Here is a 12,896-nt window from a genome sequence, read left to right as displayed (position 1 = left end):
CTCTTCCCATTCCTCCTTATTCTCTTCTATTTATTCAAATAACCCATCGATAATCTGATCCAGAAAGAAGTCCAGCACTGCTTCATCATCATAAGCAATTGCTTCCTTTTGTGCAGACATTGCTAATAAAGCGGATAATATGCCGGTGATTTTAGGCAGCGGCTCCTTACAAATTAAATTACTTTTTTCTATAGTCTCGCTTAAATTTCTCATCGTGTATGCAGAGCTGTGAATAATCAGCCGATCTTCAGGCAAGCGGTTTAATAATGACTGGAAATCATCGCTGGACAATATCCTGATCCAGTTTCCCTGATCATACTCCTGATACAGCAGTTTAAACCCTTCGATAAAACCTTGTTTATTGGGAGATTTTGCTACAGCCTCATTCATACGCATAATCATTCTATCCTGCACCTGCCCCATCACATTCGCAAAAAGATCTTCTTTACTATCAAAAAAAAGATAAAATGCGCCTTTGGAAATCCCTGCTTTGCTGCACAGCTGATCAATACTCGTTTTTTTGTATCCATTACTCACCCAGCTTTTTTCACATTCCATAGATAAATTCTCTTTGATTTTTTGCTTCTCTTCTTGTGAAAAACCTCTAGCCATTTCCGCTGCTTCCTTTCTTTTTAAAATTACATGCATTTATATCTATATGACCAAATTCGTTTTTTAAGTCATACAAGTATAAAAAAATAAAATTTGCTTATGTAATGAAAAAATATGCTTCCACTTCATATTCTTCGTATCCTGGCAATTGAAGCACCTCTTTAAAAAGGAAGTATATAGGCTTAATTCCTAATTGTCAACTTAATCTGATAATTGGTATTATATTTTCAATTTTTTCTGGATGGAGGATGTTTTTTATAGCAGATTTAAAAACTATGCTCCCGGCACTTGTACGCCATAAGCATAGTCTTTGTTCTTCATTTAGCAGAGAAATTCTCAGCTGAATGAGTTTTCATTTTACCTATAATCTTTTATCCCATTCTCAAATGCTTGATTATCGTTATTCTCTATCCCATGCAACGCTTCTTGCAATGCAAAGGTACCCTTATAGAATTTCACCCGTTCAAAAATCTCATTTCCACCAGGGTATAAATCAATACATCTATCAAAGAAATCCACCCCGTAGCTGGAAAGAATACCGGCAAAATCATACGCCGGATCTCCTAGACCTGCCCCGCCAAAATCGATGACACCGGAAAGCTTTCCAGACTCCGGATCCCATAGTATATTCGAAGCTCCAAAATCTCCATGTATCAGTGTTGATTCTATACTGGAAGCTGATTTTTCCTTCAGAAAGGTTTCAAAAGAATGGGTGATTTCCTCCTGTGCTTCTTTTCTCATAAAAGGGAACAGCTTATGCTGTATTCTGGTGAACAGATCGGACATTTCTTCAAGAGGACTACTGTCACTCAGTTTTAGAACCATGTTTGCTTTTTCTTTTGAAATAGAATGCAGCTCTGTCAGAAAAGTTACCAGCTGCGATGCCAGCTCTTTTAATAATTCTTCATTTTCGATATTCTGCAGGCTTTCTCTCCATAAAGGGACGCCTGCAATCATTTTATATCCTGTAAACACTTCTCCCGGTTTTAGTGTTCTAAAAGACTGATATGTTGGATGTGGAACCGGGATTGTTATGAAATATTTAATATACTCCAGGAATTCTGTTTCTTTTTTCAATTGCGTAATCCCTTTTTCATATTTTGGGAACCGAAATACCAAGGAGTTATTGACAATCAGAACATCATTATTTTGACCAATATCATTCCTATAATAATGTTCCATGGAAAGATCAGGATATATTTGTTGGATGTTTTTAATATATTTATCAATCATTTATAACACCTCTTTTATTCTATTGTGGAATTAATTAAATGGTTTCTTGTCAATTATAGTTTTCAGATGTTGCTCTATTGTACAAAGTGCTGGATTAAACCGCTGAATACGACAGTAGATTTAATGATATTCTTTACTTAGCGTGGACTATATAAATAATTCGGAATTCTCCTCCCGAATGACCCTCTAATCCATTCATAAAGCAATAAACAATCTCTTCTTCTAACTGACTTAATTTGATGTAATGGGTAGAGTTACAAGCATTTACCAGTTGATTCAAAGTGCAGTTCAGGTAGTATTTATTCTAGTAATTGGCTTTATAGCTGATCTTGTTTCGTTGCGTCTTACCATTGTTGCTTTAGCATTAATTATGCTGTTGTCTTCTATTATTTATTCCATTTCTGTATTAAAGCCCGATAAAATCGGTTTTTATCGAGAGAATGAAAAAGAAGAGTTAAATGCAGAAGGAAAATAAATCTTTTTTCATACACAAATATGAACCTAGAACAAACTACCAGTTGTCTTAGATGATCTTATCAGCTTATACAAAGAAGAGCGCTTTCAAATAGTATTTTTTCAATTATTCAGACCGTTTTAAATAATTAGGTGAGGTCACTTCCCGTATAAAAATAATTGCATCATAGTGATCTTGTGGGTAAATAACCATTGGGGAAAGACCTGAAAATCCCGATTCTAATAAGATCCATCTTCTTTTAAGCCACATTTTTTTATCCGGCATTTGATTTTTTTCATCAAGTGGTAGAAATAAGTTTGATTCAGATGTCTCATAAAGTAATGGCTCTAAATGATAATGATTTCTTTTCTTAGTGTCTATCTCGAATTCAACCCGCAATGGAGTTGCAAATGTGCCGGCTCCCGCATAAAAACCAATTGCATAAAAGTCTTTGGGATAATTCTTTTGCAACCAGTAACCCACTGATTTAATTCCTAATAACTTTGCGGTAAGCGTGTGCCTTTTCCGTATATGAAAATTATGCGCCCATACAATGATTTTCTCATCTTTATAATAGTGATTCATCAGCCATTCTAAGTTTTGATACATATTAAAGCCTCTTTGAATCCCAGAGGACAGATAACCCTTTAAATTGACTTGTAGCCACTGCAGCCTATTTTGCATTCCCCTTTTGATTAATAGAAGCATCCTTTGTATTTCTGGATTCGTGTAGCTTTCCTGTTTGTTATTTATCATTTTCAATACGGATTCATATTCTGGAATAACAATCTTCATTCTTCTTTTTAAAGATTTTGTCATCTTCACCAACATTTCAGTGTTCAATTCAAAATAGTGTTCTTCAACCGTTCTCATAGTTTCATATAACTCGTTATCTGTATAATTTTTTATCCAATCTAACATATATTCAGATGTTAATGGATAAGTAGGCTGAGGATCCATTCCGCTAAGTTTTAAAGACTTAGCCCATTCCTCAGAAAACAGTGGCCTCAGCTCTTCATTATGGTAGATATCTAATAAGGTATTTTGAATTTGTTTTTCAGGGGAGTAATCGCCTAAAAATGATTTGCACAGCGTTGCTTCCAGAAGACCGCTTTCTAGCACGACAACGTTAAATCCATGATATTGATGCAAATAACGGATTAAGTCCGTTTTAGTTGTGAAATAGTCCGCTATCCCATGTGAATTTTCACCAAGAAGTACCATTCGCTTATCTTTTATAAAGCGATCAATAAACGAAAAGACACGATTTGTTGTTATTTCAGAAGCAGTACTTTTAATTTGTGCTTTCCAACGATTTTTCGTATTTTCTCTGATAAAGTTCATAATTACCTCCCCCTGTTTCAAACAACACCTAGACCTTTTAATCTATCTTAACATATACAAATTATCTTCTAAGGCCTTTAAATTACTTTAAAAGAGAATGAAGATGATACTTTAAAGTCCCCATCATGTCTTCATGTGTAAACTGCTCTGGATTTAATAAGTGATGCATCGCCATTCCATCAACGATAGCATGAAGCCTGTTAACCTCCATCTCTAGGTCAAGCCCGTCTTTTGCTATATCTAATAATTGCAATGCGTGAACAACATTTTTAAATCCTTTAAAACAAAAAGGTAACTGCATTCTTTGAGATACAAGATAACAGTTACCTTTTTGATATTCATTTTTTCATCAAAAACTCATTCCCGGCAATGCCTGGTGTCGTCATTTCTTTTGGATCCAGAATCGTATCCAATTCCTCCTCTGAAAGTAGGTCGTGCGCCTTGCAGATTTCTTTGATAGTCAGCCCTGTTTCAATTGCCTGCTTAACTACCTTGGCGGCTGTTTCATATCCTAAATGTGGATTCAATGCGGTGATAATGCCATAACTTTCTTCCACATACTCCCGGCACCTCTCTACATTTGCTTCTATGTCACTCACTGCATAGCGCGTAAATACATCCAAGCTGTTATTCATTACTTGAAGAGACTGCAGCAAATTAAACGTGATAACAGGCCCCATTACGTTCAACTCAAATTGCCCGGCCTCAGATGCCATACAAATCGACTGATCATTGCCCGCAACTTGAAAAGCAGCTTGATTTACCACTTCAATCATAACTGGGTTTACTTTCCCAGGCATAATAGAAGAACCTGGCTGTTTTACAGGAAGGGTGATCTCCTGAAGACCTGTCATTGGTCCAGAAGCCATCATGCGCAAGTCATTACAAATTTTGGACATATTCATTGCCAACACTTTCAATGATGCTGATAGTGCTGTATAAGCGTCTGTATTCTGTGTGCCATCCACTAAATTTTTCGCTGAATGGAGCTTTACGCCAAGCTGTTTGGATAATTGTGTTACTGCCTTTTCCATATATTCAGGTTTAGCATTAAGACCCGTCCCGACAGCTGTTGCACCAATATTGACTGTCAGCATTGCCTCCGCTACTTGCGTAATTCGATTTATATCCCGGCCAACTACTTCCGAATAAGCGCTGAATTCCTGGCTTAACTGGATGGGTACAGCGTCTTGCAGGTGGGTCCGTCCCATTTTCAACACATTCTGAAATTCCGCTTCTTTCTTCACCAGTTCTTTTTCCAATTGCTGCAAGGTCGTGATCAATTCCTGTGCCATGCGATAGGAAGCTATTTTTAAAGCTGTTGGTATCGTATCATTCGTGGACTGGGACATGTTGACATGCGTATTAGGCGAACAAAAACTATAATCCCCTCTTTCTTTTCCCAGTATTTCCAAAGCACGATTGGCCAAAACCTCGTTCATGTTCATATTAATGGAGGTTCCTGCTCCTCCCTGAATAGAATCGACAACGAACTGATCCAATAGTTTTCCTTCCAGCACTTCATCGGCAGCGCTTACAATTGCTTTCCCGATATCTTCCGGTAACATTCCGATATGCATATTGGCCAGTGCTGCTGCTTTTTTCACCTCGGCAAGCGCAAGAATCAGCTCTTTATGAACAGGAATTTCCGTGATAGGAAAGTTCTCAAGAGCACGTACCGTTTGAACACCATAATAGGCATCCTGAGAAATTGTTTTTTGACCCAAGGAGTCTTTTTCAATTCTAAAATCCGTTTTTTTCATTATATACACTTCCTGTACGAATACTAATCTAACACTTTCATTATACTATCAAAAGGGAATAATTCCTACCCCTCCTTTGTTTTCCTCTTCGTTCCATATGTCTTGTTTCATTTTTGTATGCTTTTTTTAACCCATTGCTTACTGATTACATAAGAATTGCAAACGATTTTGATAATGGATACTTTGATAAAGTTCCGGAGTGGATATACTTTCATCTTAAATAAGGGGCGATCTTCAAATAAAAAAAGATTTCATCGTATAGGTAAACTAATTTGCGTTTAAATTTCACAAATATTTTGATACAATGGTACTATTTCAAGGGATTGAGAAACTCTACCACCTGCGAACACGTGAAAAAGAGAGGGAGTTTTTATTGGTTGGCTTATTAGAAAACATATCCCAATTATCCGGAGCAGTCTTATTGTTTTGTGCCATTTACTATTATTTTCATTTTAAGAAAATCAAAAAGGAAAGAAAATTAACGTCTGTTGAACTAACTGTCTATATCCTGACGCAATTAGGAATTTTTCTATGGGCAGGTAGTAACTTCATTTTGTTTTTAGATAGAATTTGAATGTATTAAAAGCAATCTTGATTCCGATATATCTTGGTCGCTTTTGTTAATTAAATAAAATTTGCAAAATCTGACTCAATACAGTAAAAGCGCACTTTTATTCAATTAGTGCGCCCTTTTAGTAGTATTCACCTCTTACAATGTCGTAATAACCGGTCCTTCCTTCGTCAAAATAATCGTATGCTCATATTGAGCCACAAAGCTTTCATCTGTCAGAAAAGTCCAGCCATCTTCCGACTGGTACACTTCCTCTTCCAATGTCGAGATAAAAGGTTCAAAAGCAATCACCATACCATCTTTTAAAATTTCATCATCCCAGCGGGAGTAATAATTGAAAATATGGTCCGGTGCTTCATGAATAGATCGTCCAATGCCATGCCCCGTAAGGTTAGTTATAACGGTTAACTCATTTTGTTTGGCTGTATTGTGTACCGCTTTTCCAAGACCGCTTTTTTTCGAACCCGGCTTTGCCTTCTTCAGGCCAGCATCAAATGCTTCTTTAGCAACGTCGCATATTTTTTGCAGGATTTCCTCTCCGTTTCCGACTACAATCGAAATTCCAGTATCTGCGAAATAACCATTTTTGGAACCTGAAACATCAATATTAACAAGATCTCCTTCTTGAATCGTCCGCTTTCCCGGGATTCCATGCGCTACTTCTTCATTTACGCTGATACATGTATACCCAGGGAAATCATATTCTCCTTTTGGGGCGGATTGAGCATCTGCTTTTTCAAACATCGCTCCTGCCATATCATCCAGTTCTTTCGTCGTCATTCCCGGTTTAGCACGTTGGACTAATTCATCTCGAATCTCCGCGCAAATCTTACCGATTTCTTTTAATCCATTAAAATCCGCTTCTGTCTTTGCAATCATTTCATATCCTCACTTTTTAACATATTTTTTATTTCGTATTTCATTTAAGTCTAATATGCTTCATTAACACAATTACTCTATCAACCCATTTTTTCAAGGAAGTTCTTTTATCTGGTAAAAGGCTTATTTTACTCCGTTTTGCGATTTCATCCACAACCGTATCCATCCGTTTATTGTCCGTAATTATTTTTTCTTCCGTAATTTCTGTATTAAAAACTTGAATACAGCGGTCAATTTGTGACTTTGTCCACGTTTCACCTCGTTCTAGCCTTTTATTCAAGCGTTTTAACAAGGTGCTTTTATCAGCATATAGGATATAATGCCTTACAGAATGGCCATTGTCAATAAGTTTTTGAATGATTTCCTCGTAGTATTGGGGATTAAAGATGGTCATTGGTACAATAATCGTACCATTATATGTATCAGCAATATACTTTAACATTTCATAATTAAATGTTCTCCAATGCGCATGGTCTTGAAAATTAGATTTATGTAATTCCTTTGGTATGTTTTCACGGATAAAATAACCTATATTTTCTGGATCATACACAAATGAGTTGGGCAGTCTTCGTTTTAATTCATATGCGCTCGTTGTTTTTCCTGAACCAAAAGCTCCATTTAACCAAATTATCATGTATATGTCCCCTTTGTACTACTGTTTTCATATAAAACAAAATTCACCCAGATACATTGCATTTAAGATGATTGCAAAAATACAGTAGATTAAAATTCCCTACTTTAATGTATCATCATTTGTGCCAAATCCTTGAATTTCAAAATCCAATACTGGTTCTGCTTTTCTATATCTATTTAATAACCAATTATATTTTCGACTTCCCCTCTTGTGTATATGATACCAGTTCAGCAGCAATTGCAGTACAAATTTATCTATGCTAGGCTGAATTTAAGAGAAGATAAACATGGAATTGACAACGAAAATTTACAGACTATTCTGCTACTCCTCGTTGCTTTAGGAACCTTATATGTGGCAATGAAAATTTACAAAGACCCGCCAGCATCTGCAATACAGCGGAATTTTATCGCTGTCTTACCTACACTGAGTGGTGTTTCTGCTTTTTTAGTAGTGAGATTTTTTCTTCCAATTGCAGTAAGTGAAGGGTTAAGGATGTACCAATTGCTAGCTTTAAATGTATTGCCTCTTTTCACGGCGATAATATCGATCGTATTATTGATAAAATTAGATAACTAAAGAATAGGAGGACGAACATGATAGTTGTATCCGTTATATCTTCCAGTATGATTTTACAATGGTTTACATTTATTGTTGTACTGCTAGTTTCCTTTTTTTTAGCTTTTGCTATCCTATCTTCGCTGTTTGTCAATGATCGAAAAAAAGCACCAAACATCAAAACAGCAATAAACTGTTTTGACGCTTGATACTTTAATCAAAAACATTCCTATAACCTTACATAACACGATCTCCCGGTTTCACCTCTTCTTTTAACCTAAAGGAAAGGAGGAACCCAATAATAGCTATAACTGCAGCTACAATAAAGGAGACGTTCACCCCATGAATAATGCCATTCACACCATCAGCCGGTATACTCGTCGTAGACATGATGGTGACAAGTACCGCTGTACCTACAGAACCGGCCACTTGACGGAAGGTGTTATTCATCGCAGTTCCATGTGGAATCAATTCATTCGGCAACTGGTTCAACGCCAACGTCGTCATCGGCATCATAACCATCGCAATGGAAATCATCCGAATCGCATTCATGGTTGATAGATAGGCAAAACTTGTATCCGCAGATAAGTTCGTAAACGCAAAAGTTGTTACGGATAGAAGCAACAGACCGCCTCGAGCGAGCCATTTGCCTCCAAATCTATCAAAAAGATAACCGGTAATCGGGTTAGAGAATCCCATTATAATGGCACCTGGTAATAATACAAGTCCAGATTCAAGAGCCGAGAATCCAACCATATTCTGCATGTATAACGGTAAAATAACATTCGTACCAATCATCGCAGCAAAGACAAACATACCTAGAATGGTTGCCAGTGTGAATGTACCGTGTTTGAACACCCTGAACTCGAGCAGTGGTTCTTTCAATTTCAGCTGTCTTGTGATGAACCAGTAGAGAGAAATAATACCGATAACCATCGTTAATACAACTTGAAGACTGAACCATCCTGCATCACCAGCGACACTGAATCCGTATAGAAGTGAACCGAATCCAATCGTCGACAAGATGACAGATAAAACATCCAATTTTGGTTTTTTCAGCTCCGTCACATTTTTTAATAAGAAGTAAGCTGCAATCATATCGATAATGGCAATTGGCAGTACAACATAAAATACACTGCGCCAAGGGAACTGGTCTACGAGCCAGCCCGATAGACTTGGACCAATTGCCGGAGCAAATGCAATAACAAGGCCAAATAGCCCCATCGCTGTACCTCTTCTATGGACAGGGAAGGTCAGAAACAAGATTGTTTGCATTAGTGGCATCATAATACCTGCACCTGAAGCTTGTAAAATCCGTCCGACCAATAACAATGTAAAGTTCGGTGAAACTGCTGCAATAAAGGTTCCGATAGTGAACAATCCCATTGCAGTCATAAATAGCTTTCGTGTAGTGAATTTATCAATTAAAAAAGCCGTAATTGGAATCATAATACCATTTACGAGCATAAAAACAGACTGCAGCCATTGTGCTGTACTCTCACTTAAATTGAGATCTTTCATAATAGGTGGGAGTGCAGTCCCAAGCAACGTCTGGTTTAAAATAGTAACGAAAGCACCTGATAGTAATACCGCAAAAAGCGGAATATATTTTCTTAGTTCAAATGATTTTTCGTTCTCCATTATATACCAACTTCCTTACAAATAAAATTACATCTAAGCGACAATATTTGATAATATCATATATAAAATGAAAAATCAACTTATTTATACGCAAAAATGTGTAAATAAACTCCTTAAATGTTCCATATGTTCTTTCCCGAATGAATAAACGATAGCTTTCGTACATCACCATAAAACGACGCCAAGAGTGGCCTTGACGCCGTTTCAGGTTCTATTTTTGTTCACGATACACAGGACTTTCTTCTTGATCGGGGGAATGGCCCTTTTTGATAAAAAAGCTGAGCACAATACCGACAAGGGAAAGTACTGTAATAACCATAAAGGCTACATTAACACCGTGAATCATTGGATAGGCTATATCAGGATTGATTTCCGCAGATATTTCCGTTGTCGTCATTACAGTAATGACGATAGCCGTTCCAATGGACGCTGAAACCTGACGCATGGTGTTCGTCATTGCTGTCCCATGCGGAATCAACTCTCTTGGAAGCTGATTTAAACCGGCTGTTGTTACAGGCATCATAACCATAGACAAGCCAAACATTCGAATCGCGTACAAAATCGTAATCATGAGCATGGATGTAGATGGCCCCAGATTGGAAAAGAAGAATGTAGAAACGGTAATAATCGTAAGTCCAATAACCGAGAGCCATTTTGCCCCGAAATGATCAAATATGCGACCAGTAATCGGAGACATCATCCCATTCACAAGTGCGCCGGGAAGAAGCGCAATCCCTGCTTCCATCGCTGTAAAACTACGCCCGTTTTGCATATAGAGCGGGACCAGAGTTTCTGTACCAATCAGTCCCATAAACGCAATCATCGGAATAATCGTTGACAATGTGAAGATAGGATTTTTAAAAACCCTGAATTCCAGCATAGGCGTCTTCATACGTAACTGTCTGAATATAAATCCTGTCAGAGCTACAACGCCGACAACGAGCGTGGTAATGGTAATCATACTTCCCCAGCCATTGTTGCCCGCACTTGTAAATCCATATAAAAATCCGCCAAAACCGAAAGATGATAAAATAATCGATATAATATCCATTTTCGGATACGTCAATTCTGTAACGTTTTTCATCACTTTTGCAGCGACCAAAATGACAATGATTGCAATAGGAAGGATGATTAAAAATACGGCACGCCAAGAAAATGTAGTAATAACCCATCCGGACAAAGCAGGTCCAATTGCCGGAGCAAAGGAAATCACAAGCCCGACGAGCCCCATCGCTACCCCGCGGTTTTGCACAGGGAAAAGTAATAAAAATACAGTCTGCATCAACGGCATGATGACGCCCGCTCCACTAGATTGAATGGTCCTGCCCAAAAGCAACATCTCAAAGTTAGGGGCAAGGGCAGAAAAAGCTGTACCGACAGCAAACACAGTCATCGCAGTAATAAATAGCTGCCTTGTCGTGAATCGTTCCATTAAAAACGCCGTAACAGGTATCATCACGCCGTTAACAAGCATAAAAACTGTTGTCAGCCATTGCCCAGTATTAGCACTCACATTCATTTCTTCCATAATCGGTGGAATTGCGGTAATCATCGTTGTCTGGTTTAAAATTGAAATAAACCCACCTATAAGAAGTACAATAATGATGGGTGTTTTATTAAATGATTGCACTTTCGAGTGGTCACCTTCTTTCATACAACAAATTACAATAGAAACTATCTTACATGATTCATTTTGTTTTGTCGACGATTGTGTTTTTTATCACAATTCCCATTCATATCTATAATTGGAAATGGTTACTAAAATATTCGATTTAAAGAAATACGAATTACGATATGTAATAGATTATAAAAATGAACTTCATAGATATACTGCCATTTGGCATTATTCTTCTTAGACTATTTTCACTGCGTCATTGTACAAAATACAGTCTTGAGAAACATAAAAAAGGTGACACCTTTCAATAAATGTACATACAAAAAGGATTTTTGCAGATGACTTCATCACAAAAATCCTTCTCTTTTTTCCTGCAATAATGAACTTACAGTGGTGCAGGTGTATTGACTTGTTCATCAAAATGTATCTTTAATAGCTGCCCTGCATGCACTAATCCAGAACCAAACCCATACATAAGCACCTGATCTCCATTGTGAACTTTTCCTTCCCGGATTCCAAGATCCAGCGCTAAAGGAATCGTTGCCGCGGAAGTATTTCCAAACTTTTCAAGACTATAAAGGGTTTTTTCAATTGGATGTCCAATTTTTTCACAAATCGGTTCAATCAATCTCAGATTCGCACTATGCGGAATAAACCAATCCACTTCGTCCATGCTGGTTTCTGCTTTTTCCAAAAGGTGACGAACACTTTTCGGTACATTTCTTACCACCCACTTGAAAACTTCTCTTCCATTTTGGACAAGATATTGCGTATCCACTAGTTCTACATCATTTACCTTATTCGCTAGGCTCGTTTGATAGACATGCTGTGCGGCACTTCCATCACTGCCCAAATGAGATCCGATAAAATCAGTGGACTCTTCTTCTTTTTCTACTAAAACGGCCCCGGCAGCATCCCCAAATAGAATACAAGTGCTTCTATCTGTGTAGTCTGTTATTTTTGACAGTGTATCTACTCCAATCACAAGCACTTTTTGATGAAGACCGGATTGAATGAAACTATGCGCAGTATGTAGCCCATAAACAAATCCTGCACATGCTGCACTCAAATCGATTGCTCCAGCCTGCGTGATGTTCAAACGATTCTGTATGATACTGGCAACGGATGGAAAAGGAAAATCTGGTGTACTTGTTGCTACCATAATCATATCGACATCTTCTACGGTTTTATTATATCTGTGCATTAAATCTTTTACAGCAGAAACGCATAAATCACTCGTGAATTCATCAGAACGTGCTATTCTTCGTTCATGAATACCTGTCCTCTGAACAATCCAATCATTTGTTGTCTCAACCATTTCTTCAAGATCATAATTAGTTAGTTTTTTCTCCGGTACATAGCTTCCAATCGCAGTAACTCTTGTTCCTATCATCAAACCCCTCCAATATAACTAGAAGTTAGTATTATTACTTGGTACTAATTGTAACATAAAAAAACATTGGTAGCTTCCTGAAATAATTGAAAGATGTTATATTTCAATGAAGTTGTAACTTTAAAGGTTGCCTGAGTCACGAAACGGAAAAGCTCCCACTTCAAATTTTATCAAAAATGAAGCAGTTAGTAATGCACAACAA

Annotated in this window: 12 protein-coding genes; 2 read left to right on the top strand and 10 right to left on the bottom strand. The window is 37.4% G+C overall.

Going from position 1 to position 12,896, the window contains the following annotated elements:
* Positions 1-30 precede the first annotated feature (30 nt).
* Positions 31-612 (bottom strand): TetR/AcrR family transcriptional regulator, encoded by a 582-nt coding sequence (locus B7E05_RS08745; RefSeq protein ID WP_179134500.1) that lies wholly within the window; start codon positions 610-612, stop codon positions 31-33.
* Positions 613-969: 357 nt separating this feature from the next.
* Positions 970-1,845 (bottom strand): phosphotransferase family protein, encoded by an 876-nt coding sequence (locus B7E05_RS08740; protein ID WP_080873832.1) that lies wholly within the window; start codon positions 1,843-1,845, stop codon positions 970-972.
* 271 nt (positions 1,846-2,116) lie between these two features.
* On the opposite strand from B7E05_RS08740, the gene B7E05_RS08735 reads away from it, so the two are divergent.
* The gene (locus B7E05_RS08735; RefSeq protein WP_179134499.1) at positions 2,117-2,320 is read left to right on the top strand and encodes a hypothetical protein; all 204 of its coding nucleotides are present in this window, start codon (positions 2,117-2,119) and stop codon (positions 2,318-2,320) included.
* A 105-nt stretch (positions 2,321-2,425) separates the two neighbouring features.
* Here the strand turns inward: B7E05_RS08735 and B7E05_RS08730 are convergent, their stop codons facing one another.
* From B7E05_RS08730 to B7E05_RS08705, 5 genes are all read right to left on the bottom strand, one after another.
* Entirely contained in the window at positions 2,426-3,643 is a 1,218-nt protein-coding gene (locus tag B7E05_RS08730) for an erythromycin esterase family protein (RefSeq protein WP_080873831.1), read from the bottom strand.
* Between the two features lie 82 nt (positions 3,644-3,725).
* Positions 3,726-3,896, bottom strand: coding sequence for a TetR family transcriptional regulator C-terminal domain-containing protein (locus B7E05_RS08725; RefSeq protein WP_179134498.1), 171 nt, complete (start codon positions 3,894-3,896; stop codon positions 3,726-3,728).
* An 85-nt stretch (positions 3,897-3,981) separates the two neighbouring features.
* Positions 3,982-5,406 carry an aspartate ammonia-lyase gene (locus B7E05_RS08720; protein ID WP_080873829.1) on the bottom strand — a complete coding sequence of 475 codons (1,425 nt, stop codon included), beginning with the start codon at positions 5,404-5,406 and terminating at the stop codon, positions 3,982-3,984.
* Positions 5,407-6,115: 709 nt separating this feature from the next.
* Positions 6,116-6,856: a type I methionyl aminopeptidase gene (map, locus tag B7E05_RS08710; protein ID WP_080873827.1), complete on the bottom strand. Its 741-nt coding sequence runs from the start codon at positions 6,854-6,856 to the stop codon at positions 6,116-6,118.
* Between the two features lie 40 nt (positions 6,857-6,896).
* Complete coding sequence (locus B7E05_RS08705; RefSeq protein WP_080873826.1) at positions 6,897-7,490, bottom strand: AAA family ATPase; 594 nt, start codon at positions 7,488-7,490, stop codon at positions 6,897-6,899.
* Positions 7,491-8,083: 593 nt separating this feature from the next.
* Here B7E05_RS08705 and B7E05_RS22115 point away from each other — a divergent pair.
* Positions 8,084-8,254, top strand: coding sequence for a hypothetical protein (locus tag B7E05_RS22115; RefSeq protein ID WP_179134497.1), 171 nt, complete (start codon positions 8,084-8,086; stop codon positions 8,252-8,254).
* Positions 8,255-8,282: 28 nt separating this feature from the next.
* Here B7E05_RS22115 and B7E05_RS08695 read toward each other — a convergent pair whose 3' ends face one another.
* From B7E05_RS08695 to B7E05_RS08685, 3 genes are all read right to left on the bottom strand, one after another.
* Positions 8,283-9,686 carry an MDR family MFS transporter gene (locus B7E05_RS08695; RefSeq protein WP_080873824.1) on the bottom strand — a complete coding sequence of 468 codons (1,404 nt, stop codon included), beginning with the start codon at positions 9,684-9,686 and terminating at the stop codon, positions 8,283-8,285.
* 211 nt (positions 9,687-9,897) lie between these two features.
* Positions 9,898-11,340 (bottom strand): MDR family MFS transporter, encoded by a 1,443-nt coding sequence (locus B7E05_RS08690; RefSeq protein ID WP_080873823.1) that lies wholly within the window; start codon positions 11,338-11,340, stop codon positions 9,898-9,900.
* 346 nt (positions 11,341-11,686) lie between these two features.
* The gene (locus tag B7E05_RS08685; RefSeq protein WP_080873822.1) at positions 11,687-12,694 is read right to left on the bottom strand and encodes a ketoacyl-ACP synthase III; all 1,008 of its coding nucleotides are present in this window, start codon (positions 12,692-12,694) and stop codon (positions 11,687-11,689) included.
* Between the last annotated feature and the right edge of the window lie 202 nt (positions 12,695-12,896).

The sequence above is a fragment of the Oceanobacillus timonensis genome, assembly GCF_900166635.1.
GTDB classification, from domain to species: Bacteria; Bacillota; Bacilli; order Bacillales; family Amphibacillaceae; genus Oceanobacillus; species Oceanobacillus timonensis.
The sequence above is the reverse complement of the archived record's forward strand: the minus strand, read 5'-3'. Positions and strand labels throughout refer to the sequence as shown.

Bases quoted from the DNA above. Each gene is read 5' to 3' on its own strand.
- B7E05_RS08740 (WP_080873832.1), bottom strand. From the start codon at position 1,845: ATGATTGATAAATATATTAAAAACATCCAACAAATATATCCTGATCTT.
- map (WP_080873827.1), bottom strand. From the start codon at position 6,856: ATGATTGCAAAGACAGAAGCGGATTTTAATGGATTAAAAGAAATCGGT.
- B7E05_RS22115 (WP_179134497.1), top strand. From the start codon at position 8,084: ATGATAGTTGTATCCGTTATATCTTCCAGTATGATTTTACAATGGTTT.
- B7E05_RS08685 (WP_080873822.1), bottom strand. From the start codon at position 12,694: ATGATAGGAACAAGAGTTACTGCGATTGGAAGCTATGTACCGGAGAAA.
- B7E05_RS08730 (WP_080873831.1), bottom strand. From the start codon at position 3,643: ATGAACTTTATCAGAGAAAATACGAAAAATCGTTGGAAAGCACAAATT.
- B7E05_RS08690 (WP_080873823.1), bottom strand. From the start codon at position 11,340: ATGAAAGAAGGTGACCACTCGAAAGTGCAATCATTTAATAAAACACCC.
- B7E05_RS08720 (WP_080873829.1), bottom strand. From the start codon at position 5,406: ATGAAAAAAACGGATTTTAGAATTGAAAAAGACTCCTTGGGTCAAAAA.
- B7E05_RS08745 (WP_179134500.1), bottom strand. From the start codon at position 612: ATGGCTAGAGGTTTTTCACAAGAAGAGAAGCAAAAAATCAAAGAGAAT.
- B7E05_RS08705 (WP_080873826.1), bottom strand. From the start codon at position 7,490: ATGATAATTTGGTTAAATGGAGCTTTTGGTTCAGGAAAAACAACGAGC.
- B7E05_RS08695 (WP_080873824.1), bottom strand. From the start codon at position 9,686: ATGGAGAACGAAAAATCATTTGAACTAAGAAAATATATTCCGCTTTTT.